The organism is Streptomyces sp. NBC_00663, from assembly GCF_036226885.1.
Lineage (GTDB): Bacteria > Actinomycetota > Actinomycetes > Streptomycetales > Streptomycetaceae > Streptomyces.
In genome coordinates, this window is the sequence record NZ_CP109027.1 from 4,054,353 (window position 1) to 4,080,920 (window position 26,568).

Genomic DNA, 26,568 nt, shown 5'->3' on the forward strand with positions numbered 1-26,568 from the left:
GCTGGAAGAGAAGCGTGAGCGGGCACCTGGATTCGTCATGACACTCGCCGTGACCTGCCTCGCACCCAGCCACCGCATCACACGGGGTCATCGGCGAACAGGTCCTCCGCCTGGCTCGCGTGGACAGCTCGCTGCGCCCACACCTCAAGCTGGTCCAGGTCGGAGCACGCTTCCACCCGGTCACGCACGGAGTCCGGGACCGCGATTCCGCGCCACTCGAGGATGTGCAGAGTCATCTCGGCACGATCCTCGATCCGGCCCTGCTCCCGCACCTTCTCGGCAACCTCGTGCCGGAAGAAGTAGTTCACCGGCATCATCAGCTCCTTCCAGATCTGCTTGGCCTGGGCATCGACCAGGCATGACTCGACGAACTGCGCGATCATTCCCGCGCTGTCGCCGTCAGTGGTCTCCAGAGCCGCCGCCAGCGGTCCCAGTATGGCAGCGGCGCCCGGCCCCTTACCATGCGTCATCGCCGAGAACGCCGCGAGGAACACATCCCGCCGCGCCTCCTCCTCGCTGGTGATGAGCGGCACGTTCTCCGGGCTCAGCACGAGCGGCCGTACGGTGAGCGAATGCCAGCCGGGCAGCCCCAGCCGGATCGGCCGGGCAGCCCAACGGGCCGTGGACCTGCTCTGGGTGAGCACGATCAGGACCGGCTCCCAGCGGTACTTCGCGTACAGGTAGCTGAGGTAGTAGGCCCAGCTGCTCCGCTTGTCGTCGTCCCGCGCTCCCTGTGACTCGACGACCAGCAGGTACACCCCTTCATCTGTCTCCGCCCGCAGCAGCGTGTCCACACGTCGCTCGATCGGCTCGATCTCGGTGAGATCCGCGTTCAGGACAGCGAAGTCGCGCGGCTCGGGGATGGGGATGTGCAACACATGCTGAAGGGTCCGCGTGAAACCCGCCGGGTCCTTCTGACTGAACCGGTGCAACCCTTCCTTTCCATACGACGTGATCAACGAGCTACGCCGCGACAAGGTCACACCACACGTACTTGCCCCGGTGGCCGTTCCTGGCGAGCGGCTGCCATCCCCAGACGTCGGCGGAGGCACGGACGAGGGCGAGCCCACGCCCTGCCTCGGCGCCGAGGAGCTTGGCCAACTCCCCCGGCGGCTCAGGCGGTTCAGGGTCCGCGTCCCACGCCCCGATCCGCAGCACGCCGCCCGCCCAGCTCACCCTCAGCGCCGCGGGGCCCTTCGTATGGCGTACGGCGTTGGAGACCAGCTCCGCCGCGAGCAGTTCGGCGGTGTCGACGAGGCGGATGAGGCCGTGCATGGTGAGGATGAGGCGGAGGGTGCGGCGGCAGACAGTGACCGCGCGGGGGTCGTGCGGGATGTAGAGGGAGTACTCCCAAGGCTCGGTTTCGGGCATGGCAGCTGAACTCCTGTCGGGGGTTGAGGGGTTGTGGCTCGGTCCGGTGGCAGTGCCGCAGCCGTCGTGGCAGGACGGAGTGGTGCGCTTCCGGGGGCCCGGCGTTCCGCAACGTGTGCGTCGCGTCACTGACAGTAGGGGCCAATTTTGGTCCGACGCAAGCCGTTGCCGTAATCTGCCCCTCGAACGAGGCACTGCCGCAAGGCAGTTGGGCGCAGGGAGAAGGACATGCCACGCAGGCAGCAGGCCACGGCGCGCCAGGCGCGCTTGGGCGCCGAGATGCGGAAACTCCGCGAGGCGGCAGGCCTGAAGGGGCGCGCAGCCGCCGCGCTGCTGGGTACGGACTCGGCACAGGTGAGCCAGGTCGAGGCGGGCCTCGCGGGTCTCAGCGAAGAGCGCCTGCGCCGGATGGCCGCCCACTACGCCTGCGCGGACGAGGAGTTGGTGTCAGCGCTGGCGGCGATGACCGCCGACCGGACGCGCGGCTGGTGGGAGGAGTACCAAGGCCTGCTGCCCACGCCGTTCCTGGACCTCGCCGAGCTGGAGCATCACGCCCGCTACCGCTGGGACGTGGACTTCCTGCACGTCCCCGGACTGTTGCAGACGCGGGACTACGCACACGCGCTCTTCTCCTACGTGAACCCGGAGCACCCCGCGAGCGAGCTGGACCGCTGGGTGGAGCACCGCATGCAGCGCAAGGTCATCATCGAGCGCCCCGATCCGATCCCGTACCGGACCGTGCTGCACGAAGCGGCACTCCGCATCCGTGTCGGCGACCGCGCCGCCACGCGGGCTCAGCTCACCCGCATCATCGAACTCTCCGAGGCCGACCACATCACCGTGCGCGTCATCCCCTTCGACCTGGACGGATTCGGCGGAGCCGGGAGCGACATGGTGTACGCGGGAGGTCCCGTCCCCGCGTTGGACACCGTGGTGCGAGACGGCCCCAACGGCACGGTGTTCATCGACGCCGAAGCTCAACTCAGCCGCTTTCGAACGCTCTTCCGTAAAGTGGAGGCGGAGTCACTGGAGCCCGGTCGTTCCCGCGACTTGATCCACAGGTTGACGAAGGAGCTGTGAGGCACCCCATGGACACCCCCGGCATCTGGCGAAAGTCGTCCTACTCCGGCGGAGGCGAGGGCAACGCCTGCGTAGAGATGGCGAACCTGCGCACCCACATAGCGATACGCGACTCCAAGCACCCAGCCCACGGCACCCTCGCCTTCCCACCCACCGCCTTCGCCACGTTCCTCAACAGCCTCAAGAGCCTCAAAGGCCTCAAGACGACCGAACTCTCCTCGTGAGCCTCTGCATCGCCTCGTCCGGCGTGGGCGCCAGAAGCGCGATGGAGTCCATGCCCACGTACACCGCGCCGTCCTCCGCGATCCCCAGGTACTGGTTCCGGCGGTCGACCATGCCGATCGGATAGAGGTACGTCCCGGCCTGCTCACTCAGGTCGTCGAAGATCTCTTCGTCCCACAGAGCGAGCAGCGGATCGAGCCGGAATTCACCCCAGGGCATGGAGTCCCACGGCTCCCGGAACGGGATCCCCACGCCACCGAATTCGGCAAGGAACCGCCGCGCGGCCTCGTGGATCTCGAATTCACCGTGCAGACGCAGCACGCTCTCCCAAGTCGCGGTAGGGACGGAACGCCCTGGGTACCACCCGGCGGCGCGCAGTACACGCCGGTCCGTGTCCTCTCCGACCGCCACCACCCCCACGCGATCCCAGAACGCGTGCGCGCGCACCGGAGTCCGTGGAGCCCAGAGGTCGGCCACAGCCGCCTGCGAGCGTACGAGAACGTCCAGCCCTCGGTCGGCGGAGTCGGCAAGCTGCTCTACGTCCTCCCTGGCGAGGTACAGAGCCCCGTCCTCCGCCATGGCCAGGTAACTGTTCCCGTTGTCGGCCCGGCCGACAGGGCACAAAGGCGTCCCGGCCTTCTCACTCAGCCTGGCGAAGGCCGCCTCGTCCCACTCAGCCGTGAGCGGGTCGAACCGGACGGCCGATCGCGTCGCGACAGCGTCCGCGGGCCAGCCGTAGGTCACCAACCCACCGAATTCGGCGAGGAATCGACGGGCGGCCTCATGGAAATGGAACAGGAAGAAACCGCGCTCACGAAGGAGTTCCTCCCACGTCTCGGTCGCCACCGAACGCCCCGGCTGCCATCCCGCCCGCCGCAGCACACGGTCCGTCTCCATGGACCAGCGCTGCATCGGCTCATGACTCATCTACGTGCCGATACGGGCCGACACGGCCCTGGCCACCAGTCGGTACACGAAATCACTGCTCCCGACGACCGCGTACGAATTTCCAGGCATCCTCGGCCGCATACGTGACGGTCAACCGCCAGGTCTCCAGTTTGTCCCACACCTTTGACGCGATCTTCCGCCACTTGAACCACGGCGGCAGTTGCCGGAACGGGACGTGGTCCAGGGTGTCGTCGACGGCGTTCTCGGCGATGCCGTGATGCCCCTCCGCACGCAGCGCCGCGTACAGCTCCGGTGTCAGCGTGCCGTTGAGCCGGGCCGCGGTGCCGGCCGCGGTGTAGGCGAAGATTCGCTGGTCGCGGTCCGGCAGCCGCATCGCCTTGAGGATGCGCGGCGAGGCGTCTTCCAGGGAGCAGTTGAAGGCCAGTCCGATCGCCGCCGTACCGAGGTGTTGCTCACCGCGCTCGTAGGCCGCGTCCCAGTCGGCGGGGTCGTCGAGACCCAGCAGACCCTCGCCGCTTTCCCAGTTCCACTCGGACGGCATGACTGGTCGTCTTCCTTCTTTCGTCCCTCACCCGTCGCACGGAGGCGGCGGGAGCACCTTCTGCTTCTTCTTGTTGTTGATCATCTTGGCCCTCACCAGCTTGGTCAGAGTGTTTTCCTTGACAGCGCTGGACGGGTACGAGGCCTGGACGTGGCCATGGTAGATCTCCTTGACGATCTTGCCGTTCTTGTCCGTGACGTAGTCGTGCCGGTCGAGCACCACGATCTCGTTGTTGACGTGGTCCACGCCGACGCGCCGGAAATCGTCCGCGTTGCTGCCGTCGCCCCGCGTGATGGATCGGTCCAGCGCGGCCTGGCCGTTCGAGGGAGCGCGGCCGATCTCGCCCTTGGCCGACGACGAGGAGCTCGAACCGTGCTTGTCGTACGTCGAGTCGTCGTAGATACGGATCGGCTCGTCGCCCTCCAGGCCGAGCGGGTCGCTCCAGCGCAGCGGGTTGTCGACGTAAGCGTGGTGGTTCGGCGCGGGTTCCAGGCCCAGGGGGTCCGGTGAGAGGTAGCTCGCGGTGTCCGGGTCGTAATAGCGGGACAGGTTGTAGTGCAGGCCCGTCTCCGGGTCGCGGTACTGGCCCGGGAAGGACAGTGGGCACAGGTCTCCGGCGTCGCCGCCGGGCAACGGCCGTCCCCACAGGGTCGTCGCCGAGCGCCAGGCGATCTCCCCGTCCTCACCGATCAGTTCGCTGGGCGTGCCGACCAGGTCGGTGACGATCGCGTAGAACCGCCGGTCGACCGAGGCCTGGTCGTCGTCGGCCCGCCACTGGCTGCGCACCTGCGCCGCCGCCCGGTGCGTGCCCGGCTCCCAGTCCCAGGTGTCGGTCTGCGCCACCCCGTCCCGCAGCGTCTGCTGCTCCGCGAGGTTGCCGGCGTCCCAGGTGAAGAGGGTCTCGTCGGCGACGGAACCGTCCTCGCGCACCCGTGCCTTTGCGGTGCGGCGGCCCAGCACGTCGTAGCGGTAACGCCATACGCCGTTGTCCGGCGTCGTCGCCTCGGTGAGGTGGTCGTCCGCGTCCCAGACGTACGTCCAGACGCGCCGCAGCCCGGACAGCGTGCGCCGGATCACCCGGGTCACCCGACCCTGCGCGTCGTGCTCGTAGGAGGTACGGCCCGCCGAGGTGACCTTGGTGCCGGAGTGCCGCGCCGCGCCCTGGGCGTCGTCGCCGCCCGGCGCCGGGTGCTCGGCGGCGGTGAGGTTGCCGAGGTCGTCGTAGGCGTAGGACTCGGTCCAGGTGTCCGCCGAAACCCGGGTGACGCGGCCCACGGGGTCGAGGTCGAAGCGGCGGGTGCCGGAGAGGCGGTCGGTGATCGCGGTCAGGTGGCCGTCCGCGCGATAGGCGTAGGCGCGGGCCTGGCGGACCGTGGGAGCGCCTTGCTGGCTGCTGCCGCCGGTGGCCGTCGCCGCCTGGACGACCTGCTCCACCAGGCGGTGGCCGGAGTCCCACGACTGCGTCAGGGTGGCCGCCGCGCCCAGGCCCCGGGAGGTCTCCCGGCCGGCCGCGTCGAACGCGAAGGTCAGCTCACCGGCCGCGGTGACGAGCGAGACGGGCAGGCCCGCGGAGTCGTACGACCACTGCGACACCGCACCCGAGGGTGTGGTCCGGCGGATGCGCCGCCCCAGCAGGTCGTAGGCGCTGGTGACGGTCCGGCCGTCCACCGCCTCGGCGACGATCCTGCCCGCCGCGTCATACGCGTACGAGACGCGGCTGTCGGCGTTCACGGCCTCGGTCAGCCGTCCGGACACGTCGTACCGCAGCTCGGTGACCGCGCCGCTGTCGGTCTGCGCCGTCACGACCCGGCCCGCGAGGTCACGGGTGATCCGCACCGACTGGCCGGTGCCGTTCCTGCGCTCGATCTGGCGGCCGGTCGGGTCATAGGCGTAGGTGAGCGTGCGGCCGTCGAAGTCCGTCTCGGCGAGCAGGTGGCCGGCCGCGTCGTAGTCGTAACTCCACCGGCCGCCCTGCGGGTTGGTCACGGCGGTGAGGCGCAGCTCGGCGTCGTGGGTGAAGACGTAGCGGGTGCCGTCCGGGTCGGTCCGGGCGCTGGGCAGGTCGAACGCGCCGTACTCGAAGACGGTGGCGGAACCGCCCGGCTCGCGGTGTTCGGTGAGGTTGCCCTCCGCGTCGTAGGCCCAGGACTCCCGGCCGCCGTCCGCGCGCTCGCGCCACAGCAGCAGGCCCTCGGGGTTCCAGCTCTGGCGGACGGTGCCGCCGACGGGGTCGTCGATGCGTACGACACGGCCGTACACGTCCCGTTGCACCGTCACGACGCTGCCGCGCGGGTCGACGACCCGCACCGGCATCCCGGTGCCGTCGGTGTCGTACCGGAACGTGTTGCCGAGCGCGTCGGTCTGCGCGATCCGGTGCCCGCGTTCGTCGTACGCGTACGAGGTCACCGCGCCCAGCGGGTCGGTGCTGGTGAGCAGGTTGCCCCGGTCGTCGTAGGTGCACTCCCAGCGCGAGCCGTCGGGCTGAGTGACGGCGACGGGCTGGGCGTCGGCGTCGTACTCCACCTCGATGCTGGTGCCGTCGGGCCGGTCCATGCGCACCGGCTCGCCGTGCGCGCCGAGCGTGAAGCGGGTCGTACGGCCCAGCTCGTCGGTGCGGGAGAGCATCCGCCCGTAGCGGTCCCACTCGGAGTACGTGCGGTGGCCGAGGGGGTCGGTCTCGGCGGTGAGCTGGAGGAGTTCGTTGTAGTGGTACGTCGTCGTATGGCCGAGCGCGTCTGTGTAGCGCGTCTCGCGGCTCTCCGTGTCATATGTGATCGAGGAGGCGAGGCTGCCGTCCGAGCCGGTACCGCCGGTGCAGCGGTCCAGGGCGTCGTAGGTGAAGCGGTAGGAGTATGCGTTGCGGTCGGTCCACGACGTGATGCGCCCGCGCGCGTCGTACGTGAGCTTCCGGGGCAGACCGCTGGAGTTGTGGATCTCGGTGAGGTTGCCGTCGGGGTCGTAGCCGAAGCGCTTGAGTGTCGTGCCGTCAGGGCCGTCCTCCGGGTTGTGGAGGCGGAGTCCGGTGACGCGTCCGCTGTCGGCGTCGGTGTCGACGTACACGTGGCGGCCCGCCGAGTCCCGTACGGCGACCGGTGTGCCGTCGTCGTCGCGGTCGAAGTCGATACGGAGGCCGTTGCGGTCGGTGATCGCCGCGAGGGGGAGGGTGAAGACGTCGTCTGCGGCCGTGGGGCGTCGGCGCGGGGCGAAGTGGCGGGTGATGCCGCTGCCCGGGTCGGTGATCCGCACGGGGGTGCCGGGGGCGCCGTCCCAGTCCAGCAGCAGGCGCGGGCCCTCCGACGGCAGGACCGAGGTGCCCGGTGTGGGCACCGGGTAGAAGAGGAGCATGCCGTCCTCGGTCGCGAAGACGGCGCCCTCGTCGTCCAGTTCGAGGCGTTCGTCGAGGGTGGAGGCCCAGGACTGCCCGAAGGAACGGCCGTACGGGTAGGTCGACAGGTGGGTCCGACGCAGCACGGTCGGGAGCAGGCCCGGCAGGTCGACGTCGGTCTCCTGCATGAGCATCTCGCCGGAGATCATGTCGATCGGGTCGCCGTTCTTGCAACGGCCCTTCGGGGGCTTGCTGTGCGCGGCGGCCTCGTCGGCCTCCTTGCGCAGGCCCTTCTTCCCCAGCCCCTTGGCCATGGCCTTGAGGCCACCCTTGCCGAGCATCTTCAGCCCCTTGGCGAGGCCGCCGAGGGTGGTCAGGCCCTTCATGCCGGGGATGCAGTCGAGCGCGGCCAGGCCTACGTCCCATAGGGAGGCCTGGCCCTTGGAATATTTGTAGAGCGTGTCCGCGAGTACGACGAGGGCCGCGATGAGGACGATCGCTCCGAGGATCGGCCCACCGATGATCATCGCGATGACACCGACCACGGCAACGACGATCTTGCAGACGGCGACGATGTTGTCCCAGTTGTCCGTGAACCAGTCCCCGACCTCCTCCCACCAGGAGCGGTTCTGGATGCCGGCGTCGGACGCCTCGTCGATCTTCGTCTTCGCGGTGTGGGCGGCTTCCTCACGCATCTTCCGCGCGTCGGCGGCCATCTTCTTCGCGGCGGCGAGGGCGTCCTGCGCGCTGTCGACGTCCGACTGGGCGCTGGTCTGGGCGGTCTTGGCGTGCTGGGCATCACGAGTGGCGGCACGAACCTTGCCCTCATCCGGCTTGTCACCGCCCGACTTACTGCCGGTCGGGTCGTCCTTGTACTTGTCCGCTTCCTTGTTCGCCCGCGTCACCCACGAATCGGCCGACGTGAGACGGGAGCTGGCGGAGGAGAGGTCGCTCTGTGCTTCCCGCCCCTTGGCCAACGCCCGGTCGGCCAACGCCTGCGCCCGCTCCAGCTTCGGCCAGAAGTCGGTCAGCGCGTCCCCGCACAACTCGTACGACTTCTTCAGCTTCTTCAGGTTCTTCGGGACATCGCCGAACTCGTCCTTGAAGACTTCGGCAGACTTGCCCGCCCACTCCAGCAGGGTGTCCTCACCCGCCATGCCGTTCACCAGGCGGAGGGCATCCGAGACGTCATCGGCGAAATCGTGAAGTGTCTTCGCCAGCCGCTTGATCCGGTCCGGATCACCCGGCGTCGGATCCTTGTCCAGATCCAGGACATGCCAGTCCGTGGGCCGATGCCCCGCCATACCGCAACCCCCGTCACGCGTGCATCACTCTCAACAGCTATGTGCACCCGCGAACCTACAGGGAACGGTCGTTCGACGCGACAAACAGCATGTCATCAGGTCCGACGGCGTCCGCGCAGCGCCCGCCAGGCCTCGCCGATTGCCTCCAACGGCCGTAGCCACCACCTCAGCAGCGTCTCCCGCACCGTCACGTAGACCCACCGCCGCTTCAGCCACGGCGGCAGATCCCTGAAGGGTACGAACGTCAGCGTGTCGTCGATCGCGTGGTCGGCGGCGCCGCCGAGGCCCTCGGCGCGCAGGGCCTCGTACAGCTCCGGAGTCAGGCGGCCGTCGAGGCGGGCCAGGTGGGCGGTCGCGGTGAAGGGGAAGTCCCGGCCCGGGCCCGGCAGCAGTTCCAGGGCGCGGATGATCCGCGGGGACACCACCTCAGGAGGGCAGTTGAGGGCGAGGCCGATCACCGCGGCGCCCAGCTTGTCGTCGTTGCGGTCGAGCGCGGCGTCGACTTCGGCCGGGTCGTCCATGCCGAGCAGGCCTTCGCCGGTTTCCCAGTTCCAGTCGCGTGTCATGCCGAACGTTCTTCTCTGGTGTCTCGTCCCATGACCCAGGCCTTCATCCTCGTCACGGCCCACGCCAATTGATCAGCATCGGCCAACTCCAGCACCTCGTCTGTCACCTCGCCACTGGCCACCTTCGCCAGCTGGAGTTGCGCCTCCGCCGTGTCCCAGACAGTCAACGCGGCCAGGCGGTCCGGGCCTTCGAGGGTGAGGCAGGCGCTCGGTTTGGGGCGGCTCGCGATCGGTGCCTGCCAAGTCACCTCGTACCGCCGCTCGTCCAGCTCCGCGCGCAGGCGGCCGTACCACCTACGCAGTTCATCCAGGTCCATCGAGCAGCACGCCCTCCAGCGCATGGGCGTACGCCCTCACGCCCGCCCTCGCCCCCTCCGGCGTCGGCGAATCCGGTCGCAGTACGCCCGGCAGGAACGCCACCCGCCACATCCGGAAGACTTCCGTCATCGAACATCTCCTGTCCGGGCCCAACAGCGCAGCCGCACTCCGCACCGCCGCTACGACGAGAGGCGCGCCTCTCTCCACCCCCGGCCCCCGCACGATCGCGGCGCCCACCAGCCCTTCCATGAGCCTCGTCAGCTGCAAGTCGGCGCCCATGCCGAGCATCCGCCCGAGCACCCGTGGATTGTCGACGCCCGGTGGATACTCCTCGATGCAGCCCGAATGCAGCATCAGGGACTCGGCCGTCACCTCCCCCGACCCGTCGCCCCAGCCACCCTGCCGCTCGAAGAGCCGCATCGTCCCGGGTGAGAAGTCGCCGATCTCCCGTACCCCCGCCAGCAGGCCGTCCAACTCTCCCCGGTGTGCCGTCACGAAGGTGGTCAGCGTCGACGAACCCGCCGCGGCCGCCAAGTCCAGCACCGACCACAACGGCCCGAAGACGTCGTACGCCAGCCCCCGCTCGTCGGCCCGTGCCACCGTCAGCCGGTGAACCGGAACGTCGACGTGATCGCGTCGAAGATGTCGAAGAAGGAGTCCGCGAGGTCCAGGACCTGGCTGCTACCGCCCACCAGGGCGACCTTGCCCTCCTGGCCGGGTACGGGGATGTACGTCTGCATCAGGACGGCGCGGATCGTGCGGTTGAGGGCGTCGCCGGGTACGACGATGTCCTCGATGCCGTAGGTGCGGGCCGCCGGGCCGACGCCGGGAATGTCGACCGTCGTGACCTTGCGCCAGGAGTCGCCCTCCTTCTTGGCTTCCTTGACGGCGAGTTGGCTCGCGATGACGGAGGGGTCGTTGGAGAGGGGCTCGCCGCGTTCGTTGCGGCCGCCGACCATCGACACCGTCACCGAGCCCGTGATCGGGGTGTCGCCGCCGAAGTTCTCCGCCATGCAGCCGCAGTACAGGGCGCCCGACTTCCAGGCGTCGGCCGCGGCCTTGCGGAGGAAGTCGTTGTAGACGTCCTTGTACTGCGCCAGTTCCGGGCGCTGGGCGATCCGGTCGTTGACCATGCGGTGGATCGAGTCGTCCCGGGATTCGGGGCGTACGTCGAACTCCCACCACGACTCGGGGACCTTGATCTGGAATCCCCCGCGCTCGACCGTGAGCGCCTCCATGTAGCGGGCCATGCCGTCGACCTTCCCCGTTGTTCGTACTTCTCCGTTGTTCGGAAGTACTTCGCGCTAGTAGTACGCGTTTGCACGATCGCTCGCTGCAACCGTTGCGTTGTACCGTGCACGTCAGAGTACGAGATCGGCATCGGAACCGGGGGACGGGGACATGGGACAGAACGGCAAGAGTGACCTCTCGCTCCCGCTGACCGAGCTGGAGGACTACGGACGCCGGCTGCGGTCGATCAAGACCCGCCTCAACCACACCAAGAAGCTGTTCGAGCAGTACAAGGACGACATCGGCGACGGCAGCGTCAACGACGCCCTCGACGACTTCGAGTCCAACTGGGAGGACGGCCGCGAGGACATCACGCAGCAGCTCGACGCGCTGTCGAAGATGTCGGACGCCGTCGTCCGCGAGTTCAAGAAGCTCGACGACGAGCTGGCCAAGCAGGTCAACGACAAGATGAAGACCGAGGACAAGCGGCCGAAGAAGGAGAAGTAGGCCAAGGCCTGGCCCCTGCCGGGCTCATACGCCACCCAACAGGGCGGCCAGTCCCTGTTCCAGCTCCGGCCCCACGGGCTCGCCGCCCGGCTCGGTGATCGTGTACGAGCGACGCAGAAAGCGGTGGAGCGTCGTCGTGTCGAAGAGGACGATCGCCACGCCCTCCGGCGCGCGGAACTCCACCGCCGTGCATGCCGGTCCGTACGGGCTCACGTGTACGTTCCCCACGCCCGCCGGGGTGCCGATGCCCTCCTCCAGGAGGCCGCGGGCGAAGGTCCAGGTCAGTTCCTCGCCGTCCAGCGAGATCCACGCCGGGAAGACGAAGTGGACGGCCAGCGGGTCGCGCGAGATGTAGCGGAGGGTCACCGTCACCGCCAGCTCCTCGTCGTCGGGGGTGAGCAGGCTGGCGCCGGTGGGCTGTTCCAGGGTGATGGACATGTGCGCGGTCTCCGTTGCGGGGCGTCTCGTGTGGACGGTGGACATGCGGGGCGGCGGCCCAGCGGGCCGACGTACATGTACGAGCACGTGCGGGCCGGTTTCATTACGCGACTTCGGCGGTCAACTCATGTGACGTGCGCCACTTTCCATGACGCTTGAAACTTTGATTGAAAGTTTTGTCATCTACGCTGACAAACCCTTCCCTGCCCCTCCCCCCGCAGGCCCTGGAGCGTTCCGCCATGTCCGACGGTTCCACTGCTTCGACCTTCTCCTATGCCCGGATATACGAGGAGCAACAGCCGCGCCTCGTCGCGTACGCCCGCTCCCTCACCCGGAACTCCTGGACCGCCGAAGACCTCGTCGCCGAGGCCCACTTCAGGGTGTGGCGGCGGCTGTCCGAGGGGCACGAGATCGACAACGTGCCCGCGTATCTGATGACGACCGTGCGGAATCTCGCGACCGCCGCCGCCGGAACCGCCGTACGGGAGACACCGCGCGACCCGCACAGCGACGAACGCGTCGTCGTCCCCGCGCAGGGAACGCCGGCGCAGGCGCCGGGTGGCGGCGATCCGGCCGAGCAGGTGTCCTCCGTCGACCTCCTGGTACGGGTGCTGGGGCAGTTGCCCGAGCGGTGGGTCAAGGCGCTGTGGCTCGCGGAGGCGGAAGGACAGCCGCTGGCGGCGATCGGTCCGCAGGTGGGCACGAAGGAGGGGGCGACGGCCGTACTGCTCCACCGGGCCCGGGAAGGCATGCGGCAGGCGTACCTGCGGGTCCAGGCCGGAGCGCCGGACGACCCCGCCTGCCAGGTGCACTGGGCGCGTATGCCGGCCTATGTGCGGGGCACCGCCACGGAACGGCAGTCCGAGCGGCTGCTCGGGCATGTGGACACCTGCGACGACTGCCGGGCCCGGCTGGCGGCGCTGATGACCGCCAACGACCGGTTGCCGGCGCTCGTCGGGCCGGCGTTGCTGGTCTTCGTGGCGGGGGGCGCGGGGAAGTACCTGCTCGCCGGTGCGGCCGGGGGGACGGGGGGTGGGGTGCTGGCGGGAGTCCGGACGGCCACCGCCGGTGGTTCCAAGACCGCCGTCGCGGCCGGTGCGGTCGTGGCGAGCGCCGCCGTGCTCATCCTCGCCCTCGGGCCCGGCTATTCCACTCCGACTCCGGCCGAGCGGGCGCCTGTCGCGGAGGCTCCGGCCGCCCAGGCGCCGGTGGCCGAGGCACCGGTGGCCGGGACTCCGGTGAGTGGCGGTGGTGGTGATACGACGAGACAGGCGGCCGGTGTTGACAGCGGTGGCGGATCAGGCGGGGCGTACGACGCCGTCGCGGCTGTCACCGGCGTAGGAGAGACGGTCGTCACGCAACCGCAGGGCGGCGATCAGCCCACGGAGACTCCGAGCGACCCGGCGGACGGTTCCGTCCCTCCGCCGACCGACCCGGCCCCGGCCCCGGCCCCACAGAAGCCCGTACCTCCGACCAAGGACACCCCGGAGAAGCCTGCGCCCCCAGCCCAGGACACTCCAGAGGAGCCCACGCCCCCGGCTCAGGACACCCCCGAGGACCCGGCACCGCCCACCGAGGACACACCGGCTCCCGCAGCGCCGAGCACACCGGCCCCCGACCCCGCGCCCGAGTCCCCGACTCCCGTGGATCCGGCGCCTGCTGAGACCCCGACCCCGGCCGACCCCCCGGCGTCCACCCCGCCCCCGACCACCCCGCCACCCACCACGACGGCTCCCGAGCCCACCGAACCCCCGGCTACGGCAGATCCCGCACCCACCCCTGAACCGGCCGCCCCAGAACCCGCCGCCCCTGAACCGACGGCCCCCGAACCGACCGTCCCCGGAGACAACTGCCCCGCCCCAGAAGACCCTTACTCACCCGCTCAGGAATGACCGACCCGGCGTCGGAGGCGGATCAGAACGCCTCCGGCGCCCGCACACCCCACCCCCGCCGCCGGCTACCGCCTCAGCCGACCTCGTTCTCGGCGACGGCCTGCCCGTGCACGACGACATCCCCGCCGTAGAACATCCCCGTGAACACCGGCGAGTACGTCAACTGCACCTCGACCTCGACCTGTTCGGCGTCAGCCGTCACGCAGTGCGTCGCGGCGATGTCCGCGCCGGACATGTCCATCTCGCGGGCGAACGCCTTCACGCGGGCGTCGCAGTTGCCGAAGTTGATCGGGGCGGGGCCGTTCTCGTCGTCGTAGAGGGAATCGAGGTCGATGTCCTGGGCGGCGTAGCGGGCGGCCTGTTCGGCGATGTCGGCGGCGCGTTCGCGCTTGCTGATGGAGAGGCCGCCGTCGATCACGAAGGCGGAGAGGGAGAGAAAGACGAGGGCGAAGATGATGACCGCGCCGGCGCCCGAGCCGCGGTCGTCCATCGCGGCCCGGCGGGCGGACAGCCAGCCACCGACGCGGTCCCGCACACCGTTCACCCCGTTCACGCCCTTCACGCCGTCCTCCGGAACGGATCCAGCGGTGAGCTGAAGCTCGCCGTCAGGGTGGTCGGGACGTCCAGGCCGAGCATGGCCAACCCCCGGACCTCGCAGCTCACTTCGACCGTGAAGAACGTGGCCGCCTCGAAGCCCGCGCTCGTCTGGTCCACCGTCACCGGGCCCGAGCAGACATCCGCGAGATCGGCCTCCGCGGCCTTGCGGGCCTCGGACATCGCCGTCGCGTGGTCCTTCTGGATCGAACCGGCGCGCGCCGCGTCCCGGGCGGCGCTGTCGATCGCGCCCCGGCCGTCGACGAGCTGGCCGAAGGCGACCAGGACCAGGATGAACAGGATCATCACGGGGGCGAGGATCACGACCTCGACCGTGGACAGGCCCCGGTCGCGTTCATCACCGCGGAACCGGCGGGCCACCGCGCGCAGAGAGGACTTCATCGTCTAGTTCCCGTCCTCCTGGACGAACCTCTCCACGGGCCCCTGCGACTGCGCGTGGACCGTCAGATCCAGGCCCGGGAAGACGGTCGGGACCTTCGCCGTGATCTCCACGCCGACCGTGTTCTGCTCGGGCTGGAGCATGGTCACGTTCGGCGACAGCACCAGCGTCGGGCCGAGCTGGCTGATGTAGCTGTCGACGACGTCCCGCGCCTCCCCGCGCCAGCCGCCCGGCTGGGCGTCGGCCGTGGCGCGGGCCTTGCGGGCGCCCGCCTGGGCCGCCGCCTGGGCGACGTGGTCGGCGAAGAAGTACAGCGCGAACTGGACCGTCGCGAAGATCATGAAGAAGAGGACCGGGGTGAGCAGCACGAACTCGATCGCGGTCATGCCGGAGTCGCCGCGGGCGGACGCCTCTTTCCGAGCCGTCTCCACCCTGCGGCGTACCCATCTGCCCACGCCTACGCCCACGCGCAACCCCGTCAACTCAACCCCGTAATCAGTGAGATCAGCAGGTCTTGCCCGCGTCGGCGCCCTTGATGCAGTCGCCGACCTTGTTGGCGCCCTCGCTCAGGGCGGCGTTGATGATCGCGGCGACGACGCCGACGATCGCCACGACGACCGCGGAGATGATGACCCACTCGACCGCGGAGGCACCGCGGTCCAGCTCGCCGGAGCGGGCGCGCTCGACGCGCGCGGTCAGGAAGGTGACCAGGAAGTCCACGGCCGGGATCCCGGTGCTGAAGTTCCGTCCGTTCATGATGTGTTGTCCTCTCGGTACAGCGGTTGGCAGCAGTTCTGGAGACGGTCTGACGGGCTTGGAGGCTTCAGGAGACCTGGAAGACCCGCATGGCCGCCGGGAAGATCAGGAAGACCAGGAATCCGGCGCAGAGCAGCAGCTGGGCCACGAGCATCGACTGCGACTTCTCGCCCGCGCTGCCCTCGATCTCGGCGAGTTCACGGTGCCGCATGGTCTCGGCCCGGGAGGCGAGGGACTCGCGGACCTTGGCGCCGTCGTCCGCCACCAGGGCGAGGGAGGCGGACAGGTCCTTCAGCTCCTCGACGCCCAGCTCCTCTCCGAGCGCGCCCAGCGCCTGCCACTGGCTGATGCCGGTGATGCGGGCGTCGGCGAGGGCGTTGCGGATGCGCTGGGTGGCCCAGCCGTCCGAGACCTCCGCCGCCGCCATCAGCGCCTCCGGGAGGCCCCGGCCGCCGGCGAGGCTCATCGACACCAGGTCCAGGTACGCCCCGATCACGCGCCGCAGGTCACGACGCTTCTCGGCGGCGTCCCGGCGTACCTCCAGGTCGGGCAGGAAGAAGAAGATGGCCCCGAAGGTGAGCGCCAGCCAGACCGGGATGATCGGGCTGCTGCCCAGGCTCAGCGTCCACGCCACCGCGAACAGGAACGGGCCGAAGAACAGGCCCGCCACCCCGAGCAGCACCTTCGTGGCGAGGAACTTCTCCCAGCCGCGGTCCAGGACGGCGAGGTCCGCGCGCAGCGAGCGCAGTTCCCAGCCCTGCTGCATGTAGAACTCGGCGACGCGCAGGCCGACATCGGCCCGCAGGGAGCCGATTCGGCCCTGGTCGGCGGAGGTCCGGGCGGACTCGTACGCCGCCCCTCGCGCGCGCATCGCGTCGATCCGCGCGACCTGGGCGACCGCGCTGCGCTTCGACGGCATCAGGGCGCGGACGAGGACGTAGATGCCCAGGCCGATGACCGCGCCGACGACGAGCGGCATGGTCAGACTCATCGTCGTACCCCCTCTTCCTGCTGGAGCGTCTGGGGCGACTGGGACGACGGGTTGCGTGGCCGGACGAACTGGACCGACGACTCGTCCTTGACCAGGAAGCGTTCGGGCGTCTCGATGGTGGACAGCTTGCGCAGCCACCAGAAGCCGAGCGCGAACAGGCCGCAGACACAAGCCAGTACGAGCTGGCCGACTGCGGTGCCGTACGGCTCCACGAAGTCGCGGTTGAAGATGGACAGGCCCAGCACGAAGGCGATCGAGACCGCGACCACGATCTGCACCGAGCGGCGCGTCGAGGACCGCTGGGCCATCACGCGCTGGCGCATGTCGACCTCTTCGCGTGCCGACTTGGCGAGCGCGCCGAGGACCTGCCGCAGACCGGGGCCGCGGAGGCGGGCGTTGAGGATGAGCGCCGCGACGATGATGTCGGCGGACGCGTCGTTGATCTCGTCGGCGAGATGCTGGAGCGCGTCGGGCAGCGGGGTGCGGGAGCGGAGGCGGTCGACCAGGGCGTCCAGGTGGGGTCGCAGCACGGGGGCCGAGGCACGGGCGGACGCCGGGATCGCCTGCTCCAGGCCGACCGCGCCGGCGATGGTGTCGCGCAGGGACTCCGTCCAGGAGGCCAGTGCCTCAACGCGCTTCATCGCGGCGCGCTCCTCACTGGCCCCGCCGAACAGCCGGTCCCAGAAGAAGACGAGCACACCGGCCGCGATACCGGCGACGGCCCAGCGGGTGAGCAGAAGGACGACGAGTCCGACGATGGCGGCGAGTGAGCCACGCTGCCCCGCGAACCGGATCAGTTCGCTGGCCCGCTCGGCGGCCTTCTGCTTCTCGTGGTCGGGTTTGACCGGCAGACCGCGTACGGCGGCGACGAGCAGCGCGAGTCCGCCGCCGACGGCGACACCGCAGGCCAGCGAGTAGAGGACGGCGGTGGAGAAGAGGCCGCCCATGGAGCCAAGCGAGTCGAGTGCCGCGAGATCCACGGGATTTACCGGATTCACTGGATTCACTGCGAGATTCATGATTACCCCCACGTTCCCGTGGGCCGGTAGCCCTGTGCGATCAGGTCCTCCACGCAGGCGATCGGCGCGTGCGGCACGATCCGGCCGTCGTGTGCCTCGGCGAAGACCTCACTGGACAGCACCCGGCCGTCGACGCCGTTGACCTCGCGGACCGAGGTGACCATGCGCTGGAGGCGGCCGCCCGTCTGGTAGTTGTTGCGCCGCTGGATGAAGACGACGAAGTTCACCGCGCCCGCGATCAGCATCTGGCTTGCCTCGATGGGCAGTCGCTCGGAGGCCTGGAGCGCGTACGTGGAAATACGGTTGAAGACCTCGTGCGAGCTGTTGGCGTGGATCGTGGACAGCGAGCCGTCGTTGCCCTGCGACATCGCGTTGAGCATGGTCACGATCTCATCGCCGAGCACCTCACCGACGATGACGCGGGAGGGGTTCATACGGAGTGACCGGCGGACCAGCTCGGCCATCGAGATCATGCCCTGGCCCTCGGAGTTGGGCAGGCGTTCCTCGAAGGCGACGACGTTGGGGTGGAGGTCGGCGAAGGTGTCGAGGCCGAGCTCCAGCGCCCGCTCCACGGTGATGAGGCGCTCGTGCGGCGGGATCTCGTTCGCGAGCGCACGGAGGAGTGTGGTCTTACCGGCGTTCGTGGCGCCCGCGATCATGATGTTCTTGCGGGCGCGGACGGCGCAGGCGAGGAAGTGCGCGACCTCGGGGCTGAGCGTGCCGTTCCCGACGAGGTCGGAGATGAAGACCTTGCCCATGCGGGCGCGACGGATGGACAGCGCCGGGCGCCGGGTGACGTCCATGACCGCCGACAGACGCGAACCGTCCGGCAGGCGCAGGTCGAGCTGCGGGTTGGCGGAGTCGAAGGGGCGGGAGGACAGACCCGAGTAGGCGCCGAGCACCTGGATGAGCTCGATGAGCTCCTCGTCGGACTCGGCGACGGGGTCGCCCGTGACCTCGCGGCCGTCGGAGTAGCCGACGAAGACCTGGTCGTACCCGTTGATGTCGATGTTCTCGACGTCCGGGTTGTCGAGGAGAGGCTGTAGCCGTCCCACGCCGAACAGCGCGGCGTGCACGGCGGCGGCGTACTGCTCCTCGGTCTCCGCGTCCAGCGGAGTGCGCCCGGCGTTGATCTCGGTGCGGGCGTGGTCCTCAAGGATCTGGGCTATGACCGCGCGGGCGTAGTGCCGCTCGTCCTCGCTCGACATCGGCGTGACACCGGCGACCTGGTCCTGACGCCGCTGCTCGGCGATCCGGTCTCCGGCGTCCTGCCGGAACCGCTTGACCAGTTGATGGTCGACAGCGGTCATCGCCCGGCCTCCGCATGGCCGTTCGTCATCTGGCCGTGCAGCTGACCGTGCTGGGCCTGGGTGGGTACGGACCACGCGGCGCCGTACTGCTGGTAGAGGTCCGCGGTGACCTTGCGGGCGGAGCGGATGAGCAGCGACTTCTCCAGACGCCCGCGCTTGCGGCCGGCCAACTGGTCGGCGCCGGCGGGGTCGTCGGCGATGGTGCCGACGACTCGGGCGCCGGTCTGGGCGTGCACGAGCATGTCGTTGACCTGGCCCGCGAGCTTCGCCGCGTTGTTGGTGTCCGCGATGAGGACGACGCCGATCATCGGGTTGCCCATGGTCGCGACGCCGCGCTGACCGCCGTGCAGCTTGTTGCCGAGGGCGGCGGCACGGTCGCGGACCCGCGCGATGGCCTCCGGCTCGGTACGGGAGATGAGCAGCACGAGGGCGGCGTGCGGGAAGAGGTCTACGACGGGAGTGTCGCCGGCGATGCGGCCGCAGTCGGCGATGACGTCGGCGGCGGCGTGCGGGGACTCGGCGAGCGCGGCGAAGGAGTGGCCGAGGGTCGGCCAGAGCCCGGCGAGACCGGCGGCCTGCTCGGCGTTGCCGAGACCGACCAGCACCTCAAGACCGCCGCTCAACGGCTGGACGTGGTCCCAGAGTTGGTCGGGGACCAAGCCACGGCGCGCGGTGGCGGCGATGGACAGCATGCCGGTGTTCGGGTTGAGCGGGCCTCCGTGCGCGGCGGCACTGCGGTACACGAGGTCGCCGCCCGCCGGGTCGGTCTCGGCGAGCAGGACGCGCCGCGGCCAGACCGCCGCGAGGGCGACGGCCGCCGTGGTGACGCCGGGGGAACCCTTGTCGGCGGCGAGAGCGATGAGCGCCATGGGTGGGGCCGCCTTCTAGTTGCTGCTGTTGCTGCTGGGGACGAGGACCAGGACGACCTCGCTGTTGGCGGCGGCCTGGGCGAGCGCGGGGGCGACGTCGGAGTCGACGGCGAGCGTGTAGGCCGAGTTGGCGCTGCCGACGATCTCGTCACTCTTGGCCACCGGCACGCTGGTCACGATCGCCTTGTCGACGAGCAGCGAGTTGCTGTTGCCGGACGAGGAGGCCGAGCTGTTGCTGTTGGAGCCGGATCCGCCGTCGGTGACGCGGTAGGCGGCGACGGTGTCGCCCTCCTTGATGCCGGCCGGGTACTGGCCGGCCTTGAGGGAGAGGCCGACGAGGGTCTTGCCGTCCGCGGCGCCGACGTCCGAGCCGAACATCTGGCCCATGACGACGGTGTCCTCGTAGATCGTCGACTTGGCCTTGAGGGTCTTCAGGGTGCCCAGCTGTGACCACTTGACGTAATTGATCGCGGAGTCCTCCGCGACCATGACGGAGGTCGCGTTGGACTCGTTGACCGTCCCGCCGACGGGAATGTCCTTGGTCACCTTGACGACCTCGATACGGTCACCGGCCTGCAACACCAGCATGGTCGCGCCCAGCGCCCCCACCAGGATCAGCAGCACCGCCAACGCGGCCAACGCCGGTTTGCGCTCGCGAGGCGGCGTGGGAAGCCGGTCACCGACCGACGGCTGAGCCGGAGCGGCGGAACGACCCTGACCCGCCCCCGTACGCTCTTGGATCTTCACGCAACCGCTCCCCGTACACCCAAGAAAAGTTCTGCCAAATGAGATGGAAATTAGGACACTTCACCCGGGTCTACCCGACTTGTGCGAATAGCCATCGCTGAGGTGAGTGTCAAGCCATCGCACCGTATCAGCCGCACATAAGCCCCTCAAGGCGCGCTCGAGGTCATGCACCTCACCCCGCTCCCCGTTATCCATCTGCAACTTCAGGCGCATGTCGCCCAGTTCTGCGGGACCCGGAAGGGGGCTGTCATCTGTGCGGGAGCGAACCGAGGACGCATACCCCGTCCCGCCCGTAACGCGACGTTCGTCACGACCCACCCATGAGGCCTGCACGATTCGCTCACGAAGGCCCGATGGCGCCGTGCCATGATCTTTGCTCGGTTTCACGGACACGGGGGCGTTGAGTCAATGACAGATGTAGAAGCGGGGCTTCTTCCGATCGGCGGGGCAGCACTGGCGTCCGACCCGCGGGTCCTGGCGGCGGCCCGGGCGATCGGCGCCCGCAACGGGGTCGACTACACGAACGACGCGGCGGTGTCGGCGTTGCTGACGGAACGCCGCGACGCGGCGAGCAGAGCGCAGCACCGACCGATGGCCTGGGTGGCCGGCCTGCTGCTGGTGGCGGGCGTGGTCTGGGGCTTCGCGGCCGCGGCCGCCCCGTCGCTGGGCCCGAAACCGGCGCTGGCGGCGGTCCCTGCCTTCGCCCTGGCCATCGTCATGCTCGTCCAGGTCCGCAAGGGGTGGAAGCGTGAGCTGAGGCACCCCGCGCTGGCTGGTTACCGCGAGCTGCTGGGCGTGGCCGTGGCCCACGGGATGCCGTTGGCGCATGTGCCGGCGTGGCTGGAGGGGCGGTCGGAGCTGTCGTCCGAGGCCCCTTACGAGCCTGGGAAGGGGGCGACGCCGATCCCGTCGTACCGGAAGGTGGACACGCCTGCCGCGCCCACGCCCACCGCATACGCACCCGCTCCCGTCCCCCCGAAGCCTCCGGCCGTGGCCGAGTACGAGCGCATCGCCGACTCCGGTGGCTGGCACGACGAGGCGGGCTGTCTGCTCGTCCTCGCGGGCGGCATCGGCGCGATGTGGGCGTGGTCGGAGACCGAACCGATCGGCTACGGCGCCCTGGCCCTGATCCCCCTCGCGATCATCGTCTGGCTAGTCGGCAACAACCAGGGCGGCGAGAAGGCACGACTGAGGGCGGAGGCGACGGAGTACGTCAGGGCGATCGCGGCGGCTCAGGCGGCCGGGGCTCAGGTTCCCGAACTGTCGCCGCAGTTGCAGAAGTTGCTGCACGGAACATACAACCCGTAAGCACCCAGAAGACCCACTGAGGAGCCCCCATGAAGCCAGCCGCACTGGTCGCTCTCCCCCTTCTGTCCGCGCTGTCCCTCGCCACGCTCACGGCGTGCGGCGGAGGGGACGGAGACGGGGGTTCGGACGCGAAGACGACCGGCCAGGCGAAGGCCACGGCCACCGCCTCACCCGCGAAGCCCTCGGTGGACCCGGCGAAGGAACTGGCGAAGCTGCTCGTCACAAAGGTCGAGTCCGACGACAACGACTACAACGTCAGGGAGCCGGCCTCGGGCGACGCCATGGCCACGAGCCAGGACCAGTTGACGCTCGACAAGAAGGTATGCGCCCCGATGGCGTACGCGACGAACTACCTCCCCATCGGCGACCCGGAGGCGTCCCTGACCCGTATCGCCGACAACGGAAGGACCGTCTACACCTACATCACCCTCGCCACCTACTCGGCGGGCAAAGCCGAGGCGGCGATGAAGGGCCTGGCCGAGGCGGCCTCCGCCTGTACGGCGGGCTACACCGCGAAGTCCACCAAGGCCTCCACCACCTACTCCTCGGTGAAGAAGGAGACGGCTCCGTCGGCTTCAGGCGCGGACGAGTCGATCGCCACCGCCTCGACGGTCGACTACAAGGGCACCCAGACGATGCGCACCCAGACCTTCCGTTTCGGCGACACGATCGTCAATTACTTCTCGATCGACAGCGGCGGCTTCATCAACGGCCGCTCGGCCCAGGCCACGGTCCCCACGGACCTCGTCAAGGCCCAGAACGCGAAACTGGGTTAGGGCCGCTCGGCGAGGTCGCAGCGCGGACCAGTGTCAGTGCTCGTCACTACTCTGCGCCCCATGACCACCCCACCCGACACCACCCACCGCTCCTACCCACCCGCCCTGGTCGCCGTATCCCAGACCGAGTTCGACTACGACGACGGCGACGGCATCGACTTCGAGCCGTACGCCGCCTTCCTCACTGCCGACGACACCACGGACTGGCTGCGCCAGTGGACCGGCAACCACGACCTCGACGGTGCCGCGTACCGGATCTTCGGGCAGGACGGTACCGGTGGCGCGGCGGCGCTCTGGTGTGCGCGCGAGGACGGTCAACTCGCCGACCAGCCCGTGGTGTTCCTGGGCTCCGAGGGCGAGACCGGCGTGGTGGCGGGGAGCCTGTCGGACTTCCTGTGGGTCCTGGCCGACGGCTTCGGCCCGCTGGAAGCGGCCCTGTTCCCGACCCGCGACCCCCGCCCGAACGCCCACCTCACCGCCCTCGCCCACCGTCACGCCACCACCCCACGCCGCCCGGCGCACGCCATCTTCGCCGCGGCCCGCGCCGAGTTCCCGACGTTCGACGAGGACATCGAGCAGCTCTGCCGCTGAACCAAGGGCCCGGGCTATACCGGCATCGAAGGTTTCGCACTAGCGAACCATCCCAGTAGAGTGCCGCGCGTGAAATCACGTGGGGATCGGGGGAGTTCGGCGATGCGGGCGGCGACGAAGAGGACGGTCCGAACCACCAGGACGAGACCGCTCGCGGTCCTCGCCTTCCTGATGGCTCTCTTCGCGACCGTCACCCCGGCAGCAGAGGCCGCCTCTCCCTCCTCCGACACCCAGGCCGCCTACCTCGCGGAGCAACTCCGTACCAACCCGGTCTACGTCACCGACCAGCTCCCCCGCGAGATCCCGAAGTCGACGACCCCGTCCTTCACCAAGCTCGCGCAGCGCACCGGCGTCCCGACCTACGTCCTCGTCCTCCCCATGGAGGCCACCGACGGCGAGGCCCTCCTCGGCGCGGTGCACGACCGGCTCGGCAAGGACGGCCTGTATGTCCTGATCGACGACTCGTCGGTCACGGACGCCACGGCGTACGGCGTGAGCGCCCCCGCCGACGACGCGGTCACCACCGCCTTCTACGAACTCCCCTTCGACGCAGGCGCGTTGCGCAGCTTCGAACGCTTCGTAGAGGTCGTCACCGAGAGCAGCGAGAAGGCGGCCGCACGCGCACAGGCGGCCCGCGACAAGTACGACGCCGACGGTGAACCCGCCGACCTGTACATCGGCCCGAGCGACCGTGACAACCAGTCGTTCCTCACGGGCATGGCGATCACGGGCGTACCGCTGGCCATGCTGCTCCTGATTCCGTACGTACGACGCTGGTGGCGCCGTAGGCCGGGCGCCCCGGTGTCCCTCAGCAAACCCCGGCCGTCCCGCCGCCGTACCCGCTGGCTGCTCCCCCTGGCCGCCGTCGCCACCGCCGCCGCAATCGCCGCCGCCGCCCCGCACGTCTTCGACCAGACGACGTCCAGCGCGTCCCCGCGCCCCCGGGCGGTCGACCTCAACGCCCGCCTGGACCGGGTCGTCGAGGGCCTGACCGAAGACCCGGTCTACCAGGACCCGGAGAGCCCGCACGCCCTGGACGCACAGCAGGTGTCCCAACTCACCACCCGTATCAAGAAGTTCCAGTCCTCGAAGGGCGGCGGCCCGGTCTACATCACCCTCGTCCCGCAGCTGTACGAGGACGAGTCCGGGAGCGACGAGGAGTACTTCGCGTACGCCGTCCACGACAAGCTGGGCAAGGACGGCGTGTACATCGTCGCCGACCCCCTGGACGGCTACATCAACGTCTTCAACTACGGCCTGGGCCTGGACTCCTACGGCCTCCTCTACGACCTCCCGGAGTCCGTCACCTACGGCGACGAGAAGTCGGACGCGGCCGACGACCATCTCCTCGGCGAGCGTCTCACCTCCGTCATGACCGCCCTCGACAAGACGGAGCGCACGGACGAGCCGACGACGCCCGGCGATCCGTACCCGCTCACCGACCCGATCACCGAGGACGAGCTCCAGCCGCTCTTCTACGGCGACTTCTGGCCGGGCCTGTTCATCGGCGCCCTCGCGGCGGGCGCGGTACTCGCGCTGGTCGCGGCGGCGCTGGGTATCGTCCGCAAGTCGCTCCTGCGGCGCAACCCGGAACCGCTGCCGGGCTCGACCCTCCCCACCGTGTCTCCGGCCATGCCGACGGAGTCGTACCTGCGCGACACGGCACGCGCCGAACTCCATGCAATGGCACGTGAATTCGGCACCGGCGAAACGGCCGACACCCGCGCCCGGAACCGCTACGACGCGACGATGCTCCTAGCACCGGACGGCGAGCGCGTGGACGACCTGTCCCCCGCCACCCTCACCGCGATCATCGTCCTGGCCCGAGCGACCCGCGCCGCCCTCACCGGCAACGACAGCACCCAGTGCTGTGGCGTGAACCCTCTGCACGGCCCGGCGAAGACCAAGCGCCACGTCCGGACGTCCAGCGTGGAGACCCGCAGGCGGATGCTCCCGGTGTGCGAGATCTGCCTCGACGACCCGCACAAGATCCCGGCCCGCCTGCTGAAGCTGCCGCCCAACGGACTGCCTTACTACGAGGACGAGTTGTTGTCGGCCGCCCCCGACGGCTTCACGAAGCTCGTCCGCAGGGTGCGGGAGGCGGCACATGTGCAGTAGGAACGCGAGACGCGCCCTGGCCGCTGCCGTCCTGCCGACGTTGGCACTGTCGATCCTCTCGGCCTCCCCCTCGGCAGCGGCCGAGTCCCCCGGCGAACACATCGCGAACGCCCTGCGCGAGTCACCCGTCTACGTGGCCGACGCCTACGCGAGCGCGGTACCGCCCGCCCGACAACGGGAGTTGACGCGGCAGATCGCTGCCACCGGCCTGCCCATCAAGGTCGTTCTCACCCCCCTCACCAAGGGCGACGACTTCGACGGCGAGGCGGACACCCTGGCGTCGGTCGTCCATGACCGCCTGGGGCTCCGCAAGTTCATCCTCATCACCACGGACGGCGACTTCACCGACGCCCTCGACGGCTTCGAGTGGCCCGCCGACACCCACCAGACAGAGGACGCCGTGGCCGCCGCCGGCCTCCTGGACGAGACACGGGACGCGGGGCTGGCCGACCTGACGGCGAAGGCCGTGGAGCTGGTGGCGGAAGGGGACGGGACGAGGGTGCACGAGGAGGCGATGCGGGACTTGGGGGACGCGGCGCCCGCGTCGGCTCCCAAGACAAGCTCAGGGAGTACGACTTGGACATGGCCGCTCGTCGCGATTCCCACGCTCGCGCTGCTGACGCTCGGCGCCCTGCTCCTCGTACGAGGGCGTCGTCGTAGGACGGAGGTTTCTCCTTCCCCCTTCGCCCACCCGCAGGCGGTCTTCGCCGCGGCCCGCGCGGCGGACGAGTCGGCGCTGCGACGGCGGGCGGAGCAGGAGGTCATCGCGCTGGGAGAGGCCGCGGCCGGGACGACGGAACCGGCCGAAACGGCGTCCCTGCAACGCGCGTTGGACGCGTACGCCGCCGCAGCCACGGTCCTGGACTCCGCGCGCGGCCTGCCGGACCTGGCGGGGGTGCTGGCACTGGTGACGGAAGGCCGGGACGCCCTGGCCGCCACCGCCTCCCCTCTCCCTCTCTGCTTCTTCAACCCCCTGCACGGCCGGGCGACCCGCCGCACCGTCTGGCGTCCCGTGGGCCGCCAGGACCGTGCGCGTGTGGCGACCTGCGCCGCCTGCACCGCAGCCCTGCGCCACCGCCGCGCCCCCGAAGTCCTCACCGACACCACGGCGGACGGCCGCCGAGTCCCGTACTTCGAGGTGCCGGCCGGGCGGAGCGTGTGGGCGGCGACAGGGTACGGGTCGTTGGTGCGGGGCGAGGACAGCCTGACGGCGCGGGTGGCGCGGGGCGACTTCACGCGGCTCAACTGACACCGGCCACCAATCCGTTCCCCGAATTTAACGCAGCCCCTCTTGGCACCCTCCTTTCTACGCGCGTAACTTGAGCCGACTCCCCACGGGTCCCCCCACGCCCCCGCCCCCTGATCCGAGGAGACCGCCAGCGTGTC

28 protein-coding genes are annotated in these 26,568 nt (G+C 69.8%); 9 read left to right on the forward strand and 19 right to left on the reverse strand.

Annotated features, from left to right (window positions below):
* Nucleotides 1–77: 77 nt before the first annotated feature.
* Together OG866_RS18360 and OG866_RS18365 are read right to left on the reverse strand one after the other, a co-directional pair.
* Nucleotides 78–956 (reverse strand): hypothetical protein, encoded by an 879-nt coding sequence (locus tag OG866_RS18360; protein WP_443063645.1) that lies wholly within the window; start codon nucleotides 954–956, stop codon nucleotides 78–80.
* A 7-nt stretch (nucleotides 957–963) separates the two neighbouring features.
* The gene (locus tag OG866_RS18365) at nucleotides 964–1,371 is read right to left on the reverse strand and encodes an ATP-binding protein (protein ID WP_329336003.1); all 408 of its coding nucleotides are present in this window, start codon (nucleotides 1,369–1,371) and stop codon (nucleotides 964–966) included.
* A 228-nt stretch (nucleotides 1,372–1,599) separates the two neighbouring features.
* On the opposite strand from OG866_RS18365, the gene OG866_RS18370 reads away from it, so the two are divergent.
* Nucleotides 1,600–2,451, forward strand: coding sequence for a helix-turn-helix domain-containing protein (locus OG866_RS18370; RefSeq protein ID WP_329336005.1), 852 nt, complete (start codon nucleotides 1,600–1,602; stop codon nucleotides 2,449–2,451).
* Nucleotides 2,452–2,459: 8 nt separating this feature from the next.
* Nucleotides 2,460–2,675, forward strand: a complete 216-nt coding sequence (locus OG866_RS18375; RefSeq protein WP_329336006.1) for a DUF397 domain-containing protein — start codon at nucleotides 2,460–2,462, stop codon at nucleotides 2,673–2,675.
* Here OG866_RS18375 and OG866_RS18380 read toward each other — a convergent pair.
* From OG866_RS18380 to OG866_RS18410, 7 genes are all read right to left on the reverse strand, one after another.
* The gene (locus OG866_RS18380; RefSeq protein WP_329336008.1) at nucleotides 2,650–3,600 is read right to left on the reverse strand and encodes an SUKH-3 domain-containing protein; all 951 of its coding nucleotides are present in this window, start codon (nucleotides 3,598–3,600) and stop codon (nucleotides 2,650–2,652) included. The genes OG866_RS18375 and OG866_RS18380 overlap by 26 nt on opposite strands.
* Before the next feature lie 52 nt (nucleotides 3,601–3,652).
* Complete coding sequence (locus OG866_RS18385) at nucleotides 3,653–4,123, reverse strand: hypothetical protein (RefSeq protein ID WP_329336009.1); 471 nt, start codon at nucleotides 4,121–4,123, stop codon at nucleotides 3,653–3,655.
* A gap of 27 nt (nucleotides 4,124–4,150) precedes the next feature.
* Nucleotides 4,151–8,752: a DUF6531 domain-containing protein gene (locus tag OG866_RS18390; RefSeq protein ID WP_329336010.1), complete on the reverse strand. Its 4,602-nt coding sequence runs from the start codon at nucleotides 8,750–8,752 to the stop codon at nucleotides 4,151–4,153.
* A gap of 95 nt (nucleotides 8,753–8,847) precedes the next feature.
* A complete protein-coding gene (locus tag OG866_RS18395) occupies nucleotides 8,848–9,318 on the reverse strand; it encodes a hypothetical protein (RefSeq protein ID WP_329336012.1) in 471 nt (156 codons plus the stop codon).
* On the reverse strand, nucleotides 9,315–9,635 hold the full coding sequence (locus tag OG866_RS18400) for a hypothetical protein (RefSeq protein ID WP_329336013.1): 321 nt from the start codon (nucleotides 9,633–9,635) through the stop codon (nucleotides 9,315–9,317). The genes OG866_RS18395 and OG866_RS18400 overlap by 4 nt, the downstream gene beginning before the upstream one ends.
* The gene (locus tag OG866_RS18405; protein WP_329336014.1) at nucleotides 9,622–10,236 is read right to left on the reverse strand and encodes a hypothetical protein; all 615 of its coding nucleotides are present in this window, start codon (nucleotides 10,234–10,236) and stop codon (nucleotides 9,622–9,624) included. The genes OG866_RS18400 and OG866_RS18405 overlap by 14 nt, the downstream gene beginning before the upstream one ends.
* A gap of 2 nt (nucleotides 10,237–10,238) precedes the next feature.
* Entirely contained in the window at nucleotides 10,239–10,886 is a 648-nt protein-coding gene (locus OG866_RS18410; RefSeq protein WP_329336016.1) for a hypothetical protein, read from the reverse strand.
* Between the two features lie 151 nt (nucleotides 10,887–11,037).
* On the opposite strand from OG866_RS18410, the gene OG866_RS18415 reads away from it, so the two are divergent.
* Nucleotides 11,038–11,373: a hypothetical protein gene (locus OG866_RS18415; RefSeq protein WP_126273691.1), complete on the forward strand. Its 336-nt coding sequence runs from the start codon at nucleotides 11,038–11,040 to the stop codon at nucleotides 11,371–11,373.
* A 24-nt stretch (nucleotides 11,374–11,397) separates the two neighbouring features.
* Here the strand turns inward: OG866_RS18415 and OG866_RS18420 are convergent, their stop codons facing one another.
* Nucleotides 11,398–11,811, reverse strand: a complete 414-nt coding sequence (locus OG866_RS18420; RefSeq protein WP_329336019.1) for an SsgA family sporulation/cell division regulator — start codon at nucleotides 11,809–11,811, stop codon at nucleotides 11,398–11,400.
* A 239-nt stretch (nucleotides 11,812–12,050) separates the two neighbouring features.
* Between OG866_RS18420 and OG866_RS18425 the strand changes: the two genes are divergently transcribed.
* Complete coding sequence (locus OG866_RS18425) at nucleotides 12,051–13,703, forward strand: sigma-70 family RNA polymerase sigma factor (RefSeq protein WP_329336021.1); 1,653 nt, start codon at nucleotides 12,051–12,053, stop codon at nucleotides 13,701–13,703.
* A gap of 73 nt (nucleotides 13,704–13,776) precedes the next feature.
* Here the strand turns inward: OG866_RS18425 and OG866_RS18430 are convergent, their stop codons facing one another.
* The 9 genes from OG866_RS18430 to OG866_RS18470 form a co-directional block, all read right to left on the reverse strand.
* Nucleotides 13,777–14,193: a pilus assembly protein TadG-related protein gene (locus OG866_RS18430; protein WP_329344178.1), complete on the reverse strand. Its 417-nt coding sequence runs from the start codon at nucleotides 14,191–14,193 to the stop codon at nucleotides 13,777–13,779.
* 68 nt (nucleotides 14,194–14,261) lie between these two features.
* Nucleotides 14,262–14,699 carry a TadE/TadG family type IV pilus assembly protein gene (locus OG866_RS18435; RefSeq protein ID WP_329336023.1) on the reverse strand — a complete coding sequence of 146 codons (438 nt, stop codon included), beginning with the start codon at nucleotides 14,697–14,699 and terminating at the stop codon, nucleotides 14,262–14,264.
* A gap of 3 nt (nucleotides 14,700–14,702) precedes the next feature.
* Nucleotides 14,703–15,083, reverse strand: a complete 381-nt coding sequence (locus OG866_RS18440; protein ID WP_329336025.1) for a TadE family protein — start codon at nucleotides 15,081–15,083, stop codon at nucleotides 14,703–14,705.
* A gap of 118 nt (nucleotides 15,084–15,201) precedes the next feature.
* Nucleotides 15,202–15,453, reverse strand: a complete 252-nt coding sequence (locus OG866_RS18445; protein WP_194084078.1) for a hypothetical protein — start codon at nucleotides 15,451–15,453, stop codon at nucleotides 15,202–15,204.
* 67 nt (nucleotides 15,454–15,520) lie between these two features.
* Nucleotides 15,521–16,444: a type II secretion system F family protein gene (locus OG866_RS18450; RefSeq protein ID WP_329336028.1), complete on the reverse strand. Its 924-nt coding sequence runs from the start codon at nucleotides 16,442–16,444 to the stop codon at nucleotides 15,521–15,523.
* Nucleotides 16,441–17,391 carry a type II secretion system F family protein gene (locus tag OG866_RS18455; RefSeq protein ID WP_329344180.1) on the reverse strand — a complete coding sequence of 317 codons (951 nt, stop codon included), beginning with the start codon at nucleotides 17,389–17,391 and terminating at the stop codon, nucleotides 16,441–16,443. Before OG866_RS18455 ends, OG866_RS18450 begins: the two co-directional genes overlap by 4 nt.
* 74 nt (nucleotides 17,392–17,465) lie before the next feature.
* The gene (locus OG866_RS18460; RefSeq protein WP_329336030.1) at nucleotides 17,466–18,773 is read right to left on the reverse strand and encodes a CpaF family protein; all 1,308 of its coding nucleotides are present in this window, start codon (nucleotides 18,771–18,773) and stop codon (nucleotides 17,466–17,468) included.
* On the reverse strand, nucleotides 18,770–19,642 hold the full coding sequence (locus tag OG866_RS18465) for a hypothetical protein (RefSeq protein ID WP_329336032.1): 873 nt from the start codon (nucleotides 19,640–19,642) through the stop codon (nucleotides 18,770–18,772). Before OG866_RS18465 ends, OG866_RS18460 begins: the two co-directional genes overlap by 4 nt.
* A 15-nt stretch (nucleotides 19,643–19,657) precedes the next feature.
* Nucleotides 19,658–20,389: a hypothetical protein gene (locus tag OG866_RS18470; protein ID WP_329336034.1), complete on the reverse strand. Its 732-nt coding sequence runs from the start codon at nucleotides 20,387–20,389 to the stop codon at nucleotides 19,658–19,660.
* A gap of 408 nt (nucleotides 20,390–20,797) precedes the next feature.
* Here OG866_RS18470 and OG866_RS18475 point away from each other — a divergent pair, with 408 nt between their 5' ends.
* The 5 genes from OG866_RS18475 to OG866_RS18495 all read left to right on the forward strand — a co-directional run bounded on the left by OG866_RS18475 (nucleotide 20,798) and on the right by OG866_RS18495 (nucleotide 26,431).
* Nucleotides 20,798–21,697, forward strand: a complete 900-nt coding sequence (locus OG866_RS18475) for a hypothetical protein (protein ID WP_329336036.1) — start codon at nucleotides 20,798–20,800, stop codon at nucleotides 21,695–21,697.
* Between the two features lie 29 nt (nucleotides 21,698–21,726).
* Nucleotides 21,727–22,473, forward strand: a complete 747-nt coding sequence (locus OG866_RS18480) for a hypothetical protein (RefSeq protein ID WP_329336038.1) — start codon at nucleotides 21,727–21,729, stop codon at nucleotides 22,471–22,473.
* A gap of 60 nt (nucleotides 22,474–22,533) precedes the next feature.
* A complete protein-coding gene (locus OG866_RS18485; protein ID WP_329336040.1) occupies nucleotides 22,534–23,064 on the forward strand; it encodes an SMI1/KNR4 family protein in 531 nt (176 codons plus the stop codon).
* 69 nt (nucleotides 23,065–23,133) lie between these two features.
* Entirely contained in the window at nucleotides 23,134–25,182 is a 2,049-nt protein-coding gene (locus OG866_RS18490; RefSeq protein ID WP_329336042.1) for a hypothetical protein, read from the forward strand.
* The gene (locus OG866_RS18495; protein ID WP_329336044.1) at nucleotides 25,172–26,431 is read left to right on the forward strand and encodes a hypothetical protein; all 1,260 of its coding nucleotides are present in this window, start codon (nucleotides 25,172–25,174) and stop codon (nucleotides 26,429–26,431) included. The genes OG866_RS18490 and OG866_RS18495 overlap by 11 nt, the downstream gene beginning before the upstream one ends.
* The last annotated feature ends 137 nt before the right edge of the window (nucleotides 26,432–26,568 follow it).